Source organism: Bacillus sp. ILBB4 (genome assembly GCF_035064545.1).
GTDB lineage: Bacteria > Bacillota > Bacilli > Bacillales > Bacillaceae_H > Priestia.
Genome location: NZ_JAIQVD010000003.1, coordinates 450,735 through 470,857, shown reverse-complemented (window position 1 = coordinate 470,857; position 20,123 = coordinate 450,735). Strand labels below are relative to the sequence as shown.

The 20,123-nt window shown below is 37.8% G+C and carries 22 protein-coding genes; 11 read left to right on the top strand and 11 right to left on the bottom strand.

The genetic code is table 11. The annotated features are described in order from the left end of the window. Window positions 1-436: 436 nt before the first annotated feature. Window positions 437-1,957, top strand: a complete 1,521-nt coding sequence (locus LAV82_RS14605) for an N-acetylmuramoyl-L-alanine amidase family protein (protein WP_499716323.1) — start codon at window positions 437-439, stop codon at window positions 1,955-1,957. Window positions 1,958-1,986: 29 nt separating this feature from the next. Here LAV82_RS14605 and rpsN read toward each other — a convergent pair whose 3' ends face one another. Then, a complete protein-coding gene (gene rpsN, locus LAV82_RS14600; RefSeq protein ID WP_211077902.1) occupies window positions 1,987-2,256 on the bottom strand; it encodes a 30S ribosomal protein S14 in 270 nt (89 codons plus the stop codon). A 413-nt stretch (window positions 2,257-2,669) separates the two neighbouring features. Here rpsN and LAV82_RS14595 point away from each other — a divergent pair, with 413 nt between their 5' ends. From LAV82_RS14595 to LAV82_RS14585, 3 genes are all read left to right on the top strand, one after another. Then, the gene (locus LAV82_RS14595; protein WP_013057736.1) at window positions 2,670-2,945 is read left to right on the top strand and encodes an AbrB/MazE/SpoVT family DNA-binding domain-containing protein; all 276 of its coding nucleotides are present in this window, start codon (window positions 2,670-2,672) and stop codon (window positions 2,943-2,945) included. A gap of 121 nt (window positions 2,946-3,066) precedes the next feature. After that, window positions 3,067-3,528, top strand: a complete 462-nt coding sequence (locus LAV82_RS14590; RefSeq protein ID WP_211077900.1) for a DinB family protein — start codon at window positions 3,067-3,069, stop codon at window positions 3,526-3,528. Window positions 3,529-3,710: 182 nt separating this feature from the next. Next, window positions 3,711-4,478 carry a class I SAM-dependent methyltransferase gene (locus LAV82_RS14585; protein ID WP_013057738.1) on the top strand — a complete coding sequence of 256 codons (768 nt, stop codon included), beginning with the start codon at window positions 3,711-3,713 and terminating at the stop codon, window positions 4,476-4,478. Window positions 4,479-4,493: 15 nt separating this feature from the next. Here LAV82_RS14585 and LAV82_RS14580 read toward each other — a convergent pair whose 3' ends face one another. After that, window positions 4,494-5,174, bottom strand: a complete 681-nt coding sequence (locus LAV82_RS14580; RefSeq protein ID WP_211077898.1) for an FHA domain-containing protein — start codon at window positions 5,172-5,174, stop codon at window positions 4,494-4,496. Between the two features lie 318 nt (window positions 5,175-5,492). On the opposite strand from LAV82_RS14580, the gene LAV82_RS14575 reads away from it, so the two are divergent. Continuing rightward, on the top strand, window positions 5,493-5,627 hold the full coding sequence (locus tag LAV82_RS14575) for a hypothetical protein (RefSeq protein WP_013057740.1): 135 nt from the start codon (window positions 5,493-5,495) through the stop codon (window positions 5,625-5,627). Window positions 5,628-5,685: 58 nt separating this feature from the next. Here LAV82_RS14575 and cobT read toward each other — a convergent pair whose 3' ends face one another. Further along, entirely contained in the window at window positions 5,686-6,723 is a 1,038-nt protein-coding gene (cobT, locus tag LAV82_RS14570) for a nicotinate-nucleotide--dimethylbenzimidazole phosphoribosyltransferase (RefSeq protein WP_211077897.1), read from the bottom strand. 162 nt (window positions 6,724-6,885) lie between these two features. Here cobT and LAV82_RS14565 point away from each other — a divergent pair, with 162 nt between their 5' ends. Together LAV82_RS14565 and LAV82_RS14560 are read left to right on the top strand one after the other, a co-directional pair. Further along, the gene (locus tag LAV82_RS14565) at window positions 6,886-7,752 is read left to right on the top strand and encodes a YitT family protein (protein WP_013057742.1); all 867 of its coding nucleotides are present in this window, start codon (window positions 6,886-6,888) and stop codon (window positions 7,750-7,752) included. 67 nt (window positions 7,753-7,819) lie between these two features. After that, a complete protein-coding gene (locus LAV82_RS14560) occupies window positions 7,820-8,179 on the top strand; it encodes a hypothetical protein (RefSeq protein ID WP_499716322.1) in 360 nt (119 codons plus the stop codon). A gap of 325 nt (window positions 8,180-8,504) precedes the next feature. Here LAV82_RS14560 and LAV82_RS14555 read toward each other — a convergent pair whose 3' ends face one another. Both LAV82_RS14555 and LAV82_RS14550 read right to left on the bottom strand, forming a co-directional pair. Continuing rightward, a complete protein-coding gene (locus LAV82_RS14555) occupies window positions 8,505-8,951 on the bottom strand; it encodes a GNAT family N-acetyltransferase (protein ID WP_013057744.1) in 447 nt (148 codons plus the stop codon). 184 nt (window positions 8,952-9,135) lie between these two features. Further along, a complete protein-coding gene (locus tag LAV82_RS14550) occupies window positions 9,136-10,305 on the bottom strand; it encodes an MFS transporter (protein ID WP_499716321.1) in 1,170 nt (389 codons plus the stop codon). 348 nt (window positions 10,306-10,653) lie between these two features. Here LAV82_RS14550 and LAV82_RS14545 point away from each other — a divergent pair, with 348 nt between their 5' ends. After that, on the top strand, window positions 10,654-11,217 hold the full coding sequence (locus LAV82_RS14545; protein ID WP_029322703.1) for a YitT family protein: 564 nt from the start codon (window positions 10,654-10,656) through the stop codon (window positions 11,215-11,217). Between the two features lie 28 nt (window positions 11,218-11,245). On the opposite strand, the gene LAV82_RS14540 is transcribed toward LAV82_RS14545, so the two are convergent. Continuing rightward, complete coding sequence (locus LAV82_RS14540; protein WP_025751162.1) at window positions 11,246-12,130, bottom strand: diacylglycerol/lipid kinase family protein; 885 nt, start codon at window positions 12,128-12,130, stop codon at window positions 11,246-11,248. Between the two features lie 188 nt (window positions 12,131-12,318). On the opposite strand from LAV82_RS14540, the gene LAV82_RS14535 reads away from it, so the two are divergent. Beyond that, window positions 12,319-12,783, top strand: coding sequence for a DUF4306 domain-containing protein (locus LAV82_RS14535; RefSeq protein WP_244303169.1), 465 nt, complete (start codon window positions 12,319-12,321; stop codon window positions 12,781-12,783). A gap of 55 nt (window positions 12,784-12,838) precedes the next feature. Here the strand turns inward: LAV82_RS14535 and LAV82_RS14530 are convergent, their stop codons facing one another. Beyond that, window positions 12,839-13,942 (bottom strand): citrate synthase/methylcitrate synthase, encoded by a 1,104-nt coding sequence (locus tag LAV82_RS14530; RefSeq protein WP_013057749.1) that lies wholly within the window; start codon window positions 13,940-13,942, stop codon window positions 12,839-12,841. 409 nt (window positions 13,943-14,351) lie between these two features. Here LAV82_RS14530 and LAV82_RS14525 point away from each other — a divergent pair, with 409 nt between their 5' ends. Then, entirely contained in the window at window positions 14,352-15,266 is a 915-nt protein-coding gene (locus tag LAV82_RS14525) for a LysR family transcriptional regulator (RefSeq protein ID WP_013057751.1), read from the top strand. A 112-nt stretch (window positions 15,267-15,378) separates the two neighbouring features. Here the strand turns inward: LAV82_RS14525 and LAV82_RS14520 are convergent, their stop codons facing one another. Then, window positions 15,379-16,296 (bottom strand): DMT family transporter, encoded by a 918-nt coding sequence (locus LAV82_RS14520; protein ID WP_029322707.1) that lies wholly within the window; start codon window positions 16,294-16,296, stop codon window positions 15,379-15,381. 144 nt (window positions 16,297-16,440) lie between these two features. Here LAV82_RS14520 and pdxR point away from each other — a divergent pair, with 144 nt between their 5' ends. Beyond that, window positions 16,441-17,874, top strand: coding sequence for a MocR-like pyridoxine biosynthesis transcription factor PdxR (gene pdxR, locus LAV82_RS14515; protein WP_499716320.1), 1,434 nt, complete (start codon window positions 16,441-16,443; stop codon window positions 17,872-17,874). A 78-nt stretch (window positions 17,875-17,952) separates the two neighbouring features. Here the strand turns inward: pdxR and LAV82_RS14510 are convergent, their stop codons facing one another. The 3 genes from LAV82_RS14510 to LAV82_RS14500 form a co-directional block, all read right to left on the bottom strand. Then, window positions 17,953-18,777: an STAS domain-containing protein gene (locus tag LAV82_RS14510; protein WP_013057754.1), complete on the bottom strand. Its 825-nt coding sequence runs from the start codon at window positions 18,775-18,777 to the stop codon at window positions 17,953-17,955. Further along, window positions 18,764-19,429: a cobalamin B12-binding domain-containing protein gene (locus LAV82_RS14505; RefSeq protein WP_499716319.1), complete on the bottom strand. Its 666-nt coding sequence runs from the start codon at window positions 19,427-19,429 to the stop codon at window positions 18,764-18,766. Before LAV82_RS14505 ends, LAV82_RS14510 begins: the two co-directional genes overlap by 14 nt. 352 nt (window positions 19,430-19,781) lie before the next feature. After that, window positions 19,782-20,045 carry a hypothetical protein gene (locus tag LAV82_RS14500; RefSeq protein WP_078081959.1) on the bottom strand — a complete coding sequence of 88 codons (264 nt, stop codon included), beginning with the start codon at window positions 20,043-20,045 and terminating at the stop codon, window positions 19,782-19,784. Window positions 20,046-20,123: the final 78 nt, after the last annotated feature.

Genomic DNA, 20,123 nt, shown 5'->3' with positions numbered 1-20,123 from the left:
TATTTTATATATTTTTGTTATTTTTATTCTAAATGTTTCATAATTGTGGATGTTTCCTCCTCTAAAAGATAGATACGATTTTATCTGCTATCTCTCCTCTATCCTATTCACATCCGGCTGCTTTATACTATTTTACATTTTTTCTAGTATAAAACACGTCCTCAAAATGTCGATAAACAAAGGACTAAATGCTTTTAATATCTCTATATTCCACCTTTAACATAATTATATTTTACATTAATGTAAAATTTTATAGGTAAGGATGGCAGATAGTTCAAATTCATTATACAATTGAATTTCGACATATAGTATGATGGATAATATCGGTATTATGAGATAATAGTAGATTTCACTCAAAATTTTGGACTATTTGCCGATATATGCTTTGTATACCAATAACCTTATGTTGAAATTTGTAATTTGCAAGGAGGAAAAAATGAGTAAAAAACATGTCATGTACACAGCCGTTTCTTCTGTTCTTTTAAGCTCTTCATTGCTTTTGCACTCAATTGATGCAGATGCAGCTGAATCGGCCAAAGTAACTGCTACATCGTTAAATGTACGTGCAACGCCTAGTACAAGCGGTGCTATCGTTGGAAAAATAACGAAGGGGAACACCGTTGATATAGTAGATGAAAGCAAAGGATGGGCTAAAATTACCTATAACGGTAAAGAAGCTTGGATTTCATCTCAATACATAAATAAAACGCAAACAAACAGTACGTCTACCGCAAATTCGACATCGAAGTCAGCGGTCGTTAATGCGAGCTCATTAAACGTTCGTTCTTCTGCAAGCACAAGCGCATCCATCGTGACAAACTTACCGCGCAATTCAAAAGTAACAGTGGTAAAAGTAAGCGGATCTTGGTCGCAGATTAAAACGGCATCGGGTCAAACCGGCTGGGTGGCGAGTCAGTACTTACAAGCAGGCTCTGCTTCTTCTGCGCCAGCTAAAGATTCTGGGTCCACATCATCACACTCAGCGGTCGTTAACGCGAGCTCATTAAACGTTCGTTCTTCTGCAAGCACAGGCGCGTCCATCGTGACGAGCTTATCGCGCAATTCAAAAGTAACGGTGGTAAAAGAAAGCGGATCTTGGTCGCAGGTTAAAACGGCATCGGGCCAAACCGGCTGGGTGGCGAGTCAGTATTTAAAAGCTGATTCTGGACAGTCTTCACAACCAGCCCTGTCGATTCAAATTACAAAAGCTTCAAATTTGCGCAGTCAGCCGAGCTTAAGTGCGGGAATCATTCGTGTAGCAAAAGCAGGTGAACGATTCAAAAAAGTAGGCGAAACGAATGACTGGGTGCAAATTCAGTACTCTGCAAGTCAAACAGCATGGGTGTCAAAAGGGTTAACAGCTGCGGCTGGTTCTACAACTTCAGCTAGTTTCCCTTCCTCATCTGCTGCTTTAAAAGATAAAATTATTGTAGTAGACGCTGGGCACGGCGGATATGATCCTGGCACTTCAGGCAAGTCATCGATTGAGAAAAATTTAGCGTTAACAACAGCAAAACTTGTGGCAAGCCGCCTAGCTAATTCTGGAGCAAATGTATTTATGACGCGTTCAAACGATACTTTTATCTCACTAAGCGGACGAGTGAACGTTAGTGAAGCAAAGCATGCAGATGCATTTATCAGCATTCACTATAACGCTTCTACTTCATCTTCTGCAAACGGCATCGCATCATTTTATTACAGTGAAGCCAAAGATAAAGAATTAGCAAAATACATTCAAGAAAGCATGGCTGAAAACGCGCCTTCTATGAAGGATATGGGGGTTCGTTTTGGAGATTATTATGTTACTCGAGAAAACAACCAGCGTGCTGTGCTTCTTGAACTAGGCTTTTTATCAAATGCTCACGATGAGCAAATTGTTTCTTCTAACGCGTATCAGCAGCAAATATCTACAGGTATTTACCAAGGAATTGCTCGATATTTTGCAGCTAATAAATAATAAAAGCCCTCATAATGAGGGCTTTTATACTACCAGCTTGCTTTTTTAACACCTGGAATTTGTCCTTTGTAGGCCAATTCCCTAAAAGCGATGCGTGACATTTCAAATTTTCTAAGATAGCCTCGCGGACGACCGGTAACACGGCAGCGATTATTTAAGCGGGTTGGTGAAGAATCTCTAGGTAATTTTTTTAACGCTTCGTAATCTCCTTTTTCCTTCAGCTCTTGGCGTAATTGCGCATATCTCGCTACCATCTCTTGACGCTTTTTTTCTTTCACAACTTTTGATTTTTTAGCCAAACTCTTTGTCATCCTTTCGTTTTATCAATTTTTTATTTGAAATACGTAATCATTACGATTTAATTATTTTGAGCAAGTTACTTTTTAAATTTAATCATATTTTCTTCATTTTTTCAACTTGTTTGCTTCCAGGCTTACATGTAGCCTACCCCCAGGCTGCTGCATAAACATAAAAAAAATTGTATGTCAAATGTAATTAATTCCTGCATCTCCTATATCATACAAAGAGCCCTACATATTCCATATTGTAGGAGGATTTGTATTTACAGATAATATTTCAATAATATTACAGTTCATTTACATATTAATAACTTCGACAAATTTAGCGGTTATCTAGTATATAATCATCTTAGAAATTCCAAAAATAATATTTTGCGTACTCAATAAAATATAAAAGTAAAGGTGATTAAAAAATGAAATCGACTGGTATTGTAAGAAAAGTAGATGATTTAGGTCGTATCGTAATTCCTAAAGAGTTAAGACGTGTTCTTGAAATAGATGTAAAAGATCCTGTTGAAATTTTTGTCGAAACAGATCGAATTATTTTAAAGAAATATGAGCCGAACGGTGCTTGTGCGATTACTGGCGAAGTATCTTCTGACAACGTAACAATCGCAGATGGCAAATTAACTTTAAGCCGCGAAGGTATGGAGTTATTACTTGAAGAGTTAAAACAACGTAATTTCTAATAAAAAGAAAAGCAGCTGCTCACATGCAGCTGTTTTTCTTTTTGTTAAAGTTTTTTCTTCGCTTTCTGAGTTTCAGATGCTATACTCAGAAGCGAAATACATAATAAAGGAGCCTTTCATCATGACAGTTGAACAAATTACTCATCACTTTTTAGCACATCGAAACGTAACTAATGAATTAATCAACAAAATTGAAGCAGGTCACTACGAATACAAGCCTGCCCCGACATCTATGTCCGCTTTTGACTTATCTACGCATATTTTAACATCTTTTTATGCATTTGCAGCAGTGGTAAAATCCGGTGATTTATCTCCACTTGGTCAAAAAGCTGATTTTAGCGGTAAATCATTATCGGACCTTGCAGCTGAATATACGCAAAAAACAGTAGACGTATTACGTTCACTTAGCGAAGATGATTTAAACAAAACAATTGACACCACTGCAGCGTTTGGAAGAAAGCTTCCCGGAAGTCAACTCTTACAAATGGCCATCGACCATGAAATTCATCATAAAGGAAATTTATACGTCTACGTACGTGAGATGGGTCATACAGATCTTCCTCTATTTGTTCAGTTCGGTTAATAAAATAGTTCGTGCTTGTAAGCGCCCAAGCTAGAAGTTTGGTGCGCTTTTTCTTTGCAGTTTTCGGCATAATAAGTGAGATATATGGTATAATTCTATCAATAACTTCATATCTACTATTCAAAGCTTGTTTCTTCTTATAAAACGATAGTCATCATCTTTTACAAAGGAGGAATCACTTCATGAGTCAAACTGTTAATCAACAAAAAATTGCTCAAGTGTATCATCTTCCGTTTGTTTCTTCATTTGGAGGAAGTGCTATGAACCTTCTTTCTCCTCAAGCTGGCGAACATATTTTAGATATTGGCTGCGGCACTGGCGAATTTATTTCGCAGCTCAATAAGCTTCATGTCCGTGCAACGGGCATCGATTGCTCTGAAAATATGATTGAACAGGCTCGTCATCAGTACCCAACTTTATCCTTTGAACAGTTAAATGCCCTTAACCTTCCTTATTATGAACAATTTGACGCAGTTTTTTCAAATGCAACTTTACACGACATCCGTCCCCCTCACCTTGTCATTAAAAACATTTACAATGCTTTAAAACCAAATGGCCGATTTGTAGCAGAATTTTGGGGAAAAGGAAACATGGACGAAATTTTCACAGAAATCATTCGTCAATTTAAAACGTTTGATATCCCTTATAACGATGTAGATTTCCCATGGTACTTTCCTTCTGTAGCTGAATATTCTTCTCTTTTGGAATCACAGAATTTTCAAGTCACCACGGCTATTCACTACAGCCGTCCCTTCTTGTTAAAAGGGGAAAACGGCTTGCGTAATTGGCTGGAAACAAATGCAGCCCCTCTTTTTGCTCACGTGACGACAGAAACTAAAAATGTCCTCATTACGCGCTTAGAAAATCGAATGCAAGATAAACTATTTCAAAATGGATCTTGGCTAGCAGAAGCTAAACATATACGTGTACATGCTGTAAAACGAGATTAAAAAATGGACGTGATTCTATTCACGTCCATTTTCGTTAAAGTGCAGCCAATATCCTTTTCCTCGAATCACTTCGATTTCTAAATATGTTCCTATTTTTTTTCGAACCCGGTAAATCAGCGCATTCAGCTCTTCCGCTGCTACTAGAATTTCTCCATTTGACTCTACTCGTTCAGGCCAAACGCTTTTTTTTAATGCTTCTTTTGAAACAAATTGATTGTTGTATTCTAGAAGATAAGCTAAGCACGCGTATTCTTTATCTGACAGAATATACGTTTCCTCTTTTATTTTTACTTTCTGCAAAATTGGATCTAATGTGTAAAATGGCTTATTTATTTGTTTTAGCAAAGGTCCTAAATCGAGGGTTGCATCCATATCATCATTTCTAAATACTAAAGCTGCCTCTTCATTTGCTAAGGTAATGACATCCTGCTCTTTCAATGAACGAGGGGTTCCAGGCTGTAACTCTTCTCCGTTTACTTTTGTCCCGTGTTTACTAAACAAGTCTGTAATGAAAAAGGCATTGCTTTCGTACGTTACTTCAAAATGCTTGCGCGAAATGTAAGCACTTTGAAAGGCCAGATAAGGCTCCCATTCTTCACTGCTTCGTCCGATAATACAGGCTTTATCTTTTGGAATAGGCACGGAAGCTCCTTCATAAAAAGGAGCACCGTTCCGAATAATCAACATACCGTTCATTGTTTGCTCACACTCTTTTTTAAAATTTTCTGACTCTTATCATGTAATTATAACACTCACATTTATTGAGATTTCTTCCAACTTTGGATAACATCATAGTATAGTCAGTTATATGATAAAGGTTGTTGCCATGTAAGTAAACCTTTAGAGCAGTCCTTTTCTAACTGAAAAAATACGTATTCTTTGCCCTGCTTTAAAGGGGATACAATTTTTTTGTAAAATAATTTGGTTTTTAGTAACTTTGACATATGTTCTCTCTTTTTAAAGCGGAGTAAAATAGGAAAACACGTGAAATATTTACATAATGGAGGAAGACCAATGGGACGTTTGCCAAAAGATAGAGAAATTCAAGCGATTAAACGACGCGTTGCACTGGTATTGTTAATTATTGGATCATTTATTTTAACAGGTGCTAGCTTTAGCATTTATTGGTTTATGATGTTAAAAATATAAGATTTTTTTATAAAATAAAGAAAAAAGACATGGTTTTGTTTCCATGTCTTTTTTAGGTTTATTCTTTCTCAGACACTCCAGCAGATTGAAACGTAGCCATATTGGCAATCATCAGTGAAGCCGAGTGCAGCAGCGGAAATGTAACAGCAGCTCCACTTCCCTCACCTAAACGAAGATTGAGGTTGAGGAGCGGTTTCTTGCCAAGAAGCTTCATTGCACACGCATGGCCTTGTTCAACAGATTCGTGACTAGCAAACATATAGTCTCTTGCTTGTGTATTGATTTCTGTTGCTAGAAGGGCTGCAACTGTACAAATAAAACCATCTACTAAAATAGGAATACGGTGAGCAGCTGCCGCCAGCATAGCACCTGTCATCCCGGCAATTTCAAGACCCCCTATTTTACTAATAATATCAATCGGATCCTGAGGGTTAATGTGCCTGTTTTGCAGCGCTTCTTCAATCACGTTCACTTTGTGGCGCAGTTGTTCATCAGAAATCCCAGTGCCCATTCCCGCAAGCTTAGAGACTTTTTCTCCTGTCAATACAGCTAAAATAGCCGTGCTTGACGTAGTATTTCCGATGCCCATTTCTCCTGCAATCAAACATTTAATTCCTTGGGCAATAAGCTCTTCAGCTTCTTCATATCCGACTTGAACAGCCAGTTCTGCCTCACTGCGCGTCATCGCGTCTTCTTTATAAAAACTTGCTGTCCCCAGCTTCACTTTGCGTTGTACAAGGTCCTTATGGGAAAGGTCAGAAGCAATGCCGATGTCAATCAGTTTGAACTGTGCATCTATTTGCTGACTAAACACGTTAATAGCTGCTCCTCCCTGCAAAAAATTCAGCGCCATTTGTGCCGTTACGTCTTGCGGATAAGCTGAAACTCCTTCTTCTACAATTCCATGATCGCCTGCAAAAACGAGGACTCCTGGCGGCGTGACTGTCGGAAAAACTTCCCCGGTCATAGCCGCTAATTCCACTGCTATTTCTTCGAGTCTTCCAAGGCTTCCTATCGGTTTGGTTAATGTATCAATATAGCGTGCCGCTTTTTCGCCAGCGCTTGTTTGAAGCGCTGGAATATAAACGTTTATCATATGTACAGCTCCTTTATTTCAGCAAATGTCTACCGTTTAATTTAACAGGATTTTGTTTATTCTGGCTAGTCTTTTTTAAAGTAGATAATTGGATAGAGTTCCCAAGACTTAGTTATACTAGTAAGAGTTGCGTATAGGCAGTATTTTGAAAGGAAAGATTTTATGACAACGAAACAGCACAAAAAGGAAAAGGCAGGTCGGCTCATTTATCGTTACATTATGATGTTAATTGGGGCTTCCTTGGCTGCCGTTTCTATCGAATTATTTTTAGTCCCAAATTCCGTAATTGATGGCGGTATTATCGGTATTTCTCTAATTTTAGTTTACTTAACGAAATTGCCGTTCAGTCTTCTTATCATCATCTTTAATCTCCCTTTTTTATATAGTGGATACAAACAAATTGGTCGTAACTTCTGCTTTTCATCTATGTTTGCAGTTGTTGCTTTATCCATTGTAGAATCTCAATTGCACCATGTTCCAGCTGTAACATCTGAACCGCTTCTTGCTACTGTATTTGGCGGGCTACTGTTAGGAGCAGGTGTAGGAACGGTCATTCGTCACGGCGGAGCGTTAGACGGAACTGAGATTTTAGGTATTTTATTAACAAAAAAAATCCCGTTTTCTGTGGGCGAATTTGTGATGTTTTTAAATATCTTCATTTTTGCTTGGGCAGGGTTTGTGCTAGGTTGGGAACAGGCCATGTACTCGATCCTTACGTACTATATTGCTTCTAAAACAATCGATGCGATTATTCAGGGTCTTGATGAAACAAAAGCAGCCTTTATTGTTTCAAATCACTACGAAGAGCTGTCAGATGCTATTACACATCGTCTAGGACGCGGCGTTACAAAGCTTTACGGTAAAGGCGGATTTGAAGGTACAGAAAAAGAAGTCATATACGTAGTTGTGACGCGTTTAGAAATTACCAAGCTTAAAACCATTATTTCCGAAATAGATCCGCATGCATTTACAACCATTATGGATACCCAAGAAGCGCATGGCGGCAAATTCAAATCAGCCATCCACTAACTTATACATAAGCGTGGATTTCTTTGAGCATGCTAATAGCTGACTACCCGTAAAGGAGCTCACCACAATGAAAGAACAAATGTCCAACTTATTTCACCAATTAAAACAGTCGGTTTCCGATGTATCTGATAAGTTATATGACAAAGTACATACGCTGCAATCATCACCAGGAGTGAGTGCGTTTGAACTGTATGAATGGATTAAAGAAAACCCAAGCACAAGCGTACAAAAGCAAACGCTGCTCGGGATGTCGTACTCTTTCTATACACTCCACGTAGACGGCGTTTTTTTCTATATGGAAACGAAATATGATTATTTACTTTACATGACTATTTATAGTCCAACACGTCATTATTTCACCTATCATTCTTACAGAGATTCTTTATCAACAGCGACTCCCTTGACGTTTCCTATTCCTAAATCATAAAAAGCTCCTCAATCGAGGAGCTTTCTTTATATGGTTATCTTCCTTTTCGGACTTTAAAGATAAACAGCGCAAGTAAAAAACCGCTCGTTGCAGTTACTATTTTCCACGCGTTTAAGATTGGATTTTTTTTCAAGGTCCTGCTCCTTCCTTGCGGCTATACTAAAAATAGGATGGCCGCCTTTCAAACAGCTAGTCCAACTTCCCCCTACTATTGATACGATCATCTAACATATAGCCCACCGACATTTTCATCAATTTCACTTTTCATACTATAACATATTTTTGCCATTTAGTAGAAGTCTTAAAAGTAAAAGCTGCACTTCTCTTAAAAAAAACGGTATTGAACCCCTGCATTTTCTTTACCGTTCATTTTTTGATAAAGGTTTTGAGCAACTTTATTTTCACTGCTGCACTCAGCGGTCATACCTGCAAACTCATACTTTTGAGAATAGGCAAGGCAGATCTTAAACAAACGTTCACCAATTTTATTTCCTCTGTTTAAAGGAGATACGTACAAGTCTTTTAAGATGGCTGTTTCTTTAAAATAATAGGTGCTCCACGATACGTACACCGTCGCAAAACCTACTAGTTTCCCTTCCAATTCAGCAACAAACTGGATACCATAGGAAGGATTATTCAATAAGCGCTTAATATGTAAAGTTAAAGCTTTCCGGGAAGGGGCAGGCTGCTCACAGAATTTTACTATATATTCTTGCATTAACGTAGCCAGTCGCTCTCGATCAGTTTCAACCGCCTGTCGAATGACAACCATTTAATCACTCCTTTTAGCTCAACGCTCTTAACATAATTCGATAACCATATTTTTTTTCCTTTCGTTTTCGTGAAAAGCTCCCTACTTTTACACAAGGGATATTTAAAGCAAACAACCTTATACGGCTTATGGTTGAGGAGAGAAAATACAATGTTTTAAAAAAGGTTGCAAATAGCAACCTTTTTTAGTTAGCAAGCGCATAATTTCGTAAGAATAAACCTACACAGCCGCTGATTACAATCAGTCCTCCTGCTGTTAGAAACGCCGCCGTCACATTTAGCGAAGCAACAGCTCCAAGCAGCAGCACCGAAAGCCCAAACGTCACATATGAAACGCTAAGCGTAGCAGAAAGTACCTTAGAAAGCTTTTCTAAAGGAACGGCCGTTTGTGTAAGCGTGTAAGAACACGTAGCGCTTATTTGAAGGGCAATACCAATAGCAAAACTAAGTAAAAGTGAAAGAAAAGGAGCAGGCATCACTCCGAACAATAATGTAAAGAAACCTGATAAAAGACTGCCTAATGTTACGATATGACAAAGACTTTTCTCTTGTTCAACTGAAATCTTCAACAAAACGAAACCTCCAAGAACCGTTCCAACAAAAAAACTGCTGTTGATATATCCCCACCAAGCTTCATTTTTATTTAATATCTCTTTCACAAACACGTAGACAATTGCTGATGCCCAAACGCCGGCAGCCATTCCTTCTAAAACCTCCATGACTAATAAAACCCGCAGGCGCGGATAATGCCAAATTAGCTTCCATCCCTCTTTTAACCCTTGTTTTTGCTTCGTTTTAGAAGAATGAGCGTTAATGCGAATGGACTGCATAAATACGATTGACAAACTGAATAATGAAAATGACAGCCATAAAAGGCCAGTAGCATCCCAGCTAATGATCAGAAAGCTTCCAAGCGGATAGGCTGCAATTTGAATCGTTTGATCGGTGACATTAAACATACTGTTCCATTTCAACAGCTTCTCTTTATCTACTAAATGAGGAAGCATAGAGCTTTGAACCGGAGCTGCCCACCCATCGAAAAAAGCAATAAGCGCCACGCAGCACAGCATGCTGATAAGCGACATATGCCACAAGAAAAACATAGACAAAACACTGGTTTTTAACAGCTGAGACACAACAAGAATACGCTTAGCCCTGTAGCGATCTATAAGAAAAGGCACAGTAAAACTGCTCAAAAACTTAGCAGTCGTAATGGTAAACGGAATGCATGAAAGCAGCACGGGAGAACTATTTTGAGTATAAAGAATGCTGATTAACGCAACAATATATAATACATCTGCTAAATTGGCTTGACTTTGACCAAACCATAAAAAAATTACGGAACGATTTTTCACGACAATCCCTCTTTCTTTTTAGTATGACTGAAAAGAAAGAGAATCCTACACGTAATCAACCCCTTTATATAGCGGCTTGCTTTTATCGACTTATTACAATCGTATGCTTTTTACCGAACACAACTTTTTTATATATTAAAAATACAAACAGTTAAACAGTATCGTAAAAAATCAAGAAATTGTCGTGAAAACGAAGTTAGATTAACTATAGAATATCAGAGTTATAGAATCAATACTTTTTACATAATTTTCTTTTTACTTCTAAATAACCCAAGCTTGCCATATATATAGATGAACGATTACTCCTATTAAAATTTAACGTATAGGGTGAGGAATATTTTTTCGAGAGTGGTTTCGATTTGCTGTGGCAGCTTATTAATTGGACTAGGGCTAAACGGATTTATTGCTCCGTATCACTTACTAGACGGTGGACTTATAGGATTTGGTCTTATCGTATATTATGTGTTTGGAACTCCTATCGGAATGTCCATTTTCTTTTTGAACGTACCTGTCTATTTATATGCTTTTTTTCGTCATCGTCAAAACTTTTTTTATGGAAGTATAGGTTTATTTGTTTCTTTTTTTATGACAGAATGGCTGTCTATTCTCGAAGGCACGCTGGAGCTTCCTTTGCTCTTTAGCTCACTGCTTGGAGGCGCACTCGTAGGAATGGGAATAGGACTGATGCTTCGCTACGGCATCAGTTCGGACGGGCTTGATTTAATTGCCATTATTGTATCAAAAAAATGGAAAATCAATATAGGAATAACCATTTTTATCTTAGACAGTACGATTATGATAGTGGGCTTACATATTATCGGATTTACTGCTTTTTGCTACTCCATGCTTGTTATTACGATGAGCAGCATAATGATTATGCTCTTTACTTCTCCGCGATGGCTGTCTTCATAAAAAAAACGCTGGAACTTCCAGCGTTTTTTTATCTGTTTCCGACTATCATATTTATGTGATTGTGGAGAACCGTAATCGTTGAAGGTGTCGTCGTTTCTTTTTCTCCATCACAATCTACCGTTTTTTCAGGAGTAGTTTCAATATGAACTTCTTTTGCACGAAAATGCATAAGGTTGCTTTCAGGGTTAAGCTGTTCCTCATCAGGGCTTGTTTGTAACCATGCCATAACCGGCTCGATTCCCATTTCTTTAATAACGAATACATCTAATAATCCGTCTTGAAATGAGCTGTTTCCTAGCATAGCGCGAGTTCCTCCTAAAAAGGGACCGTTTCCAATTAACACCATAACAGCTTCTCCTTCATAGGAAGCTTTTTCACTCGTCATTTTTAATTGAAAAGGCTCTGCTTGATTTAAAGTTCTACCTACGCTCATGTAATAAGAGAGCTTACCAAATTTCTCTTTATTTTCTTCTAAAATATTTTCAGATACATCAGCTACGAGGCCGATTCCCCAAAAGTTTAAAAAATAATCTTCGCCATGTTTTCCAACATCCACTGCCTCCGTCTGCTTTTCTATAATTTGCTCCACCGCTTTTAAAGGATTTTGATTCATTCCAATTGCACGCGAAAAGTCGTTGCACGTTCCTCCAGGTAAAATAGCAAATACAGGACGTTGCTGCAGCGGAGCAAGAGCGTTGATGAGCTCATAAATTGTCCCGTCTCCTCCTGCTCCAATAATGACATCCGCTTTGCCTTCCAATTTTCTTACCAGATCGGCACCATCTCCAGGTTGCTCTGTTTTATATAAAGTAACCGTCTCAAATGCAGTGTTTAACCGATCACATATAAAGTCAATTTCATTTACTAATTTTTTGTTTCCTGCGTTTGGATTCAAAATCACTGCTGCTTTCATCTTTCTCTCTCCTCTATTCATATCTTCCGTTTCACTTTTTTTCCCTTTCTCTTTAAAAAACAAACCTTTTCAAATATGAACGTTTTATGAAACCATTCCAATAGTACTTTTTTTACTTTCAAAACCTGCTATAATAATTTTCGGACTTGTATTAACAAAAGATGGTTATTGAGAGGAGCTTTCTATACGTGTCAATAAAATGCATGACGCAGCTATTTGCAAGTTGTTTTGTTTTTTTACTTTCCTCAGTCGCTACTTGGTATAACGGCTCTTCGATGCTTGAAGGACCTTTATCAGCTAGTTTGACCGGAGGACTAACAAAGTCCTCGGCGGTTCATCACTATTCTCACATCGATTATTTGTTATATACAATTAAATTCCACCCTCAGTTTCCAATTATGATGATGGTGAGCGGAATTTATTTGATTGTATTACTATCTATTATTGGCTTCAAAAAGCGGTATGGATTGATTAGCTCCTGCTGTTTATGTATCACAGCTCTCTTATGCTACAGCAGCTATAAACTTTCACGTACCCCTACCGAAGGTGAGCACGCCATGATTACCTCTAGCTTAGCTGCAGCAAGTTTATGCTTAGCAGTCGGATTATTCTATTTATTAAAGCGATTTTATTCTCAAAAAGAATATATTTAACCATATGAAAAAAACGTCGGATCTACCGACGTTTTTTATGTGAAACCGAGTTTATTTATTGATTTTGTTCAACTGGCGTATAACCTATATACGCAGACTGAGGTCGGTAAATACGATTATTTTCTGACTGCTCTACGACATGAGCTGTCCAGCCAACTACACGGCTTGCTGTGAAGGTTGGTGTGAATAGTTCAGACGGAAGCTCAACCGCTTTCATAACCGCTGCAGCGAAATATTCTACATTGGTATAAATGCCTCGACCCGGCTTGTATTCATTGAGTAATTCAATGGTTTTATCTTCAATTTTAACAATTAAATCAAATAGCCCGTTGTCTCCTGAGATTTGTTTCGATACTTCTTTTAATGCTTCTGCTCTTGGATCATGTGTACGATAAACGCGATGACCAAATCCCATAATTTTCTCTTTATTATCTAATTTTTTACGAACCCAAGGCTCAATATTCTCTTCACTTCCAATTTCATCAAACATGGTAATAACACCAGAAGGAGCTCCTCCGTGAAGCGGACCTTTCATCGCGCCAATTGCTCCGCAAATAGCTGAAACCATGTCAGATTCGGTAGATGAAATAACGCGTGATGAGAAGGTTGAGGCGTTCATCCCATGTTCAATTGTCAAAACAAAATATGCGTTCAGCGCAGTAACCAAACTTTGATCTGGAATTTCCCCGTTAATCATATATAAATAGTTTGCTACATGATCCAAATGCTCGTTAGGTTCTACTACTTCTAAGTCATTCATTTTACGATACCAATAGGCAATAATGGTAGGTGTTACCGCTGTAATCGCAAGCGCCTGCTCTTTTGTCGGAGGCCAGCTGTATGAAGGGTCTCCTAATGCTGAGATACATGTGCGAAGCGCGCTCATCACTTCTGTATCTTTTGGCAAACAGTCCATTAACGCAACAATATTAGCTGGAAGCGTACGATGAGTCACCATTTTTTGTTTAAATGCTTTTAACTCATCATGATTTGGCAGTGTGCCGTTCCAAATTAAATAAGAAACTTCTTCAAAAGAATAATTGATCGCCAAATCTTTTGCCCAATATCCGCGATAAATCAGCTGACCTTTCTCTCCATCAACATGCCCTACTTTTGTTTCAGCTGCAATGATTCCTTCTAGTCCTTTAACGTATGTCATCTCAACCACTCCCCCAATTATTTTTAACAAACAGGCCTTTTTTCTATGTACGGCTCGTTTGCAGAATGAATAGACTCACCTTAGTGGTGCACTATACCATTTTATTCCTCTTTCTTAATTGTCAGAACAGTATACAAAATGAACATTTCAACACTTGTTATTTCTGCGCTCGCGGCTTTGTTTTACGGGAGAAAAAAATATTTTTCTAGGATTTTCTTCGAGGGTGCTTTTTTTGTTAACGCTTACAAACATGCGGGTTTCTAACGTATTTAGAGGAATTTGATGTACTATTTTTAGATGAATCCTTATTCACTTCCTTATGTAAGAGTTTACATTTATTTGAATCATAAGTAAAATAGATAAATAGAATAAATAGTATGAAAACTAAGAATACTAGTGAGGGGAATTTATGGATATTCGAGAACTGCAACATTTCATGGAAGTAGTTAATCAAAAAAGTTTCACGAAAGCAGCAGCTGCAATTCACTTGTCTCAGCCAGCATTAAGTAAAATTGTAAAGAAACTAGAAGAAGAACTCGGCGTAGATCTTTTTGATCGCTCTACTCGAAAGCTGACGTTAACCGATGCAGGACAGATTGTGTATGGGCAAAGCCAAAAGCTGGTATCCACTCTTCACGAGCTGCATGCTCTGTTAGATGATTTACGGAATCTGCCTACAGGAGATATTAAAGTAGGAATTCCTCCTTTAGTAGGGACTGTTGTTTTCCCGATGATTGCAAAAAACTTTACATCAAAACATCCTCAGGTGAAATTAGAGCTTGTGGAGCTTGGCGCAAAGCGAATTGTCGAACTTGTAGAAAACGAACAAGTAGACCTTGGCATTATTGTGTTGCCTATTCAAAACCCTCTTTTTCACATCTATCCGTTTATTGAAGAAGAGTTTAATTTATACATTCATCATGAGCATCCGCTCGCAGCTAAATCAATTGTTGCTTTGAGCGAGCTTAGAGAAGAGCCGTTTGTTCTGTTCAGCAAAGATTTCTCTCTTCATGATCGCATTATTCATGAGTGCATTCAAGCGGGTTTTCATCCAAAAATAGCGTACGAAAGTTCTCAATGGGATTTGATTATTGAACTAGTTGCTTCTGAATTAGGTATTGCTATTTTACCAAAGTCCGTGTTTCCGAAAATCAATAATCCCTTTATTAAAAGTATTCCAATTGCCGCCCCTACTCCAATGTGGGAGCTCGGGATCATTTTGAAAAAAGATCGGTATATGTCATATGCTACACGAGAACTTTTGTCCTTTCTCGTCGACCAAGACATCATTTTACCGTCTCATACGATGTCAGCAAACTCTTAACAAAAAAGCCTCTTCTTTCATTAGGAAGAGGTTTTTAGTCATCTTTGATATCTTCTTCAATCTTCTTTGTCATCCGATTGACTAAAAACAAGTCAGCAAATGGCGACTTGTTTTACAGCTGCTTTTTGAATAGCACACCTTTTTTAAAATGTACTCCCAAAGCTTCACGATTGGCCATAAACACTCCTATTAAAATAAGAAGGCCTCCGCCAATAATAGAAGGCGTGATAGCTTCATTTAAGACTACATAACCGATTAACACCGCGATTAAAGGAGATACATACAACCACGTAGATGGAAAAACCGGATTTGTTTGGGCTATTAGCCAATAATATAAACCGTGTCCAGCAATTGAACCAACAAAAATTAAATATACAATAGACCATACTGCGTTCCAAGGCATAATAGTGGAAACATGGATCTGCTCTGTACATAAAGATAGCACCAGTAGAAATATTCCCCCGTAAAACATTTGAATACCGTTAATTAAAAACGGTGATACTTCTTTTAGTTTATTTAACAAAGCTTTCGAATAATTGCTGCCTATGCCGTAAAATACCTCTCCTACTATGATAATGATACACCCTAACGTCCGCGAATAAGACATAGTGGCTGTCACATTTGGAAGTGAAATGCAAATAACACCGGTAAAAGCCAGAAGCAAAGCGAATAACTGCTCTTTTTTTAATTCCATTTTTCTTTGCATCACTTGAATAAGCAATATCATCATTGGGCCAGTAGCAGATAAAACAGCTGCAAGACCCGATGTCACATGTTGTTCTGCCCAATAGAGTGTTGAAAAAGTCATAAAGGTCAAACAAAACCCTACCATCATGACTTTTTTTGAAAGTAATAACGAGCGTCGAACGTCTTTTTTATATGCAAAGTACGAGATTACTAATATTCCTGCTAAAAGAAAGCGAGTTCCAGCTGAGAAAAGGGGAGGCATTCCTGCTTCAATCCCTAATTTAATAGTTAAGAATGTCGTGCCGAAAATAAAACAGATAAGTACGTAATTAATAATAATCATATATCTTCCTCCTTTAAACATGCCACGAGTATAAAAGAAAGGAAGTATAACAGTAAAACCTTGACTATAACAGTTGCTGTTTTTCCAGTTGCGCCCATGCTTATTTTGAGGTTAACTAAAGAAAAAGAATAGTTAGGTGACACAATGAGATTTAATGTACATAAAAAATCTTCTACCCCCATTTATCAGCAAATCTATGAGCAGATTCGTTATCGCATCCAAACGAGCATGATAAAACCTGGTGATCAGCTCCCTTCTTTACGCAAGCTATCACAAGAGTTAGAAATAAGCTTATTAACGGTACGAAAATCGTATCAGCTCTTACAAAAATCAGGATTAATCGTAATACAGTCAGGAAAAGGAGCTTTTGTTAAAGGGGTTACTAAACGTTCTTCCAAGGTATTAAATAATTTTTCATGGCAAGATGAATTAAACGTAAATATCACGCGCTCTCAGTATAGCTTAAATCGTGATCGTAAATATTATGATTTCTCTCAGGCTATTCTTTTCCCTCGTCTCCTTCCTAATCAGTTTTTAGCGCAAGAAATGCAAAGTCTGTTACGTACCAATGAGCTTGTTTTAGCCACATACGGTCCAATTCAAGGAGATCGTGAGCTTCGCATAGAGCTTTCTTCTTATTTACAGAAAGAGCAAGGAATAAAAGCTGATCCTCATGAAATCATGATTACAAGTGGCGCTCAGCAAGGTATTGATTTAATTGCTCAAACGCTTTTAAAGCCAGGGGATACGGTTATAGTAGAGAGTCCATGCTACGGAGCTGCAATTGATGTCTTCACCAATAAAGGTGTTAACGTCATTTCAATTGAACTAGATGAAGAAGGAATACAATCTGATTTAGTAGAAGAAGTCTGCAAAAAAATAAAGCCTTCGCTTTTGTACGTAAACCCTTCTTTTCAAAACCCTACAGGTTTACTAATGAGCAGACAGCGCCGCAAAGAACTAGTTGATTTGGCCGAATTGTATCACTTTTTTATTGTTGAAGATGATTCGTTTGGAGAGATTTATTTCGATGATATATCAGTGCCTCCACCGATCAAAACGTTTGATAAAAATGGGCATGTTTTGTTCTTGAAGGGGTTTAGTAAAACTTTGGCTCCAGGACTTCGAATTGGATTACTTTATGCACAAGGTTCTGTATTTGATTGGCTATATGCGGTTAAAGCATTGATGGACATTGGTAGTCCCTTACTAACTCAAAAAGCTGTGCTAGCTTTCTTACGCACTGAGCGAATGAAACAGCATATGGAAAAGCTGAGGATCGCTTTGCAATTGAGAAGAGATCATGCAAGCGACCTGCTTTCGCCTCTTTCCGACTACGTTCAATTCCAAGTCCCTAAAGGAGGCTTCAACTTATGGTTAAAACTGCCGCAAAATGTAAACACATTCGCATTATTAAAAAAAGCCCAGGAGCATAATGTTTGCTTTTTACCTGGTGAAGCTTGTTTCGTTCACAAACCTCCTCATGCTTACATTCGAATAAGCTATTCCCTTCTTAGTGATACTGATTTGAACATTGGACTTCAACGTCTTAATGCTATCCTTTCAGCTGAAATATAAAAAGAATGTTTAATTGTAAGCGAAGAAGTGTATACAGAAAGAGGAGAAGAAAGTTATTCTTTCTTCTCCTCCACTCTTTTAACTCACATTTTTATTCACAGCAATAATTTCACTAAGATTATTCATATAAATAATTTGATCACCAAACGTTCTATTTTTCAAAGCAGCCGTATGGTGAGGCTTCATGCCGATAATGTAGCATGTGATACCCATGAGGTAGAAGGACTGCATAAAGCCTGCAAAAGCTTGAATTCCTTCGGTTGTTAATATATCTAAGCCTCCAAAGTCAAATAGAAGCGTGGTGTAATTTCCTTCATGCGCAAAGTTTTGCAAAATGCACGTATTTTCAGCTACAAGATCTGTATCTAAGTCTCCAAAAAGAGGTATAAGTCCTACTTTAGAGGATAATTTAATAAAAGAAGCGGACAATTGCTTAATTTTTTGTAATGATTTTTCAAGACGTTCTTTTTGTTCAAGCAGTTCAAAATCTGTATCTGCTAATCGTTTCCGATGGTCTTGAACAAGATTCGTTAGCTCTTGTATACGTTCATCTTGGCGAATACAAACTAAATGACCTATATCACTATCCCATTGAATTAAGCATTCAAACAGTGAATAAGGCGAATCATTGGTTTGCATCACAAGCTCTACTTTCTGAATAGCCTGGCCTCGGCTTTGGACAAGCGTTTGCTCATCATGGGGTTCGTCTACCGACAGTTCTCGAGAATCTTTTTGGCGCAAGCTTAAAAACTTTCTCGCCTTTTCTTGACTAAATACGTCTACAAGATCTAAAAAATTAGCTGAAGGCTTAAATAAATGACCTGATTGTTGCGACCATTCCAAAATATTAAATTCAGTATCCACTAAAAAGTAAGGAATTGGAACATATTCAAGCATCGACATTAACTTCCACTCCTTTGTGATAACTGATTAACCAGTTATTTAGTTGGTGAAGATCCGGAATTAGGCGTGTATGCTCAGAACAGTAGGAACGGAAATCAATTTGAGAAACTAAGCGCCCTCCTACCATTACCGTTGGTCTTGGTTCTAATTTGTCCAAAGTTTTGGTATATTCAGCAAGCCTCTCAATATGATAAGGAATACTGACAGATAATCCTACCATTTGTGGTTTCCATTCTATAGCCATTTTCTCAGCGTATTCCAGAGGCAGATTGGCCCCTAAAAAGCGAGTATTCCACCCATGTTCTTCAAACAATAAAGCCACCATCTTTAAACCAATAAAGTGCTGTTCTTGTTCCAAACATAGAAGCAGTGCCTTTGGAGCGATGTCTGAAGCGTGTCCCTGAATTTTTTTATAAAAGCGATAGCGAGTTAGCACATAATCACATGTCGTAGTGGCGACATGCTCATCAGCTACAGAAATGATATTTTCTTCCCACATATCTCCAGTTACTCGCATTGCGGTTGTAATTAAATTTTCATAAATATCTAGGCTGTTCTTTCCTTGTTGGATTTCTTCTAGCACAACTTCCCAAGCGCTGTCTTGATCACCAGCTAATAAATAGCCTACAAATTTTTGTACTTGAGATTTCATTGTTTCACCTCAGTAAACGTAAAGCTTTTAAGAAACTTGAATAAAAGCTTCTCGTCTCTCTTTTTCAAGATCGCCTAAAATGTACACCACTTTTAGACTAACACATGTTGCCAATAGCAACAACCTAAAAATAGAATAATAACTTTTCATTCTACTACACTCAGTAAAATATGACTAGTATTTCTCTAAATATTCTCCTTTCCCTTTTATTTACGAAAAACACCTCGGCATTTTTTACCGAGGTGTTTTTCCAGTTGTCATCATTTCGGCTCAAAGAATGTAAGTTCGTCTCGTTCTCTTTTAAGCATTTCTACTTATCTTCCACTTTCAATAGACTTTCAAACATATGTATTTATGACTCTTCTGCTCCGACCATAATACTGATAAGATAGAGCGCTGTCATAACTGAGCCGATTGTATTGCATATCAAATGAATATATTGGCTGGTCGCCATAAACAAGTATAAACTTAGCGACAGCAGCATCGTTCCGAACAAAAAAGACCATTTAAATAATGACAGTGGCCGCTTGAACTTTAGCCGCAAACAAAAAATGAGAATAAAGCCTACTAGCGCCATCACAAAGAAACTAACGTTAAATAAATTGATGGTTATCACGTTTGTTCACACTCCCTTTGCTCCTGAAACTATTATAACATATTTTTCCTTATCTTCATTCTTTCTCTAGGAGCAAAC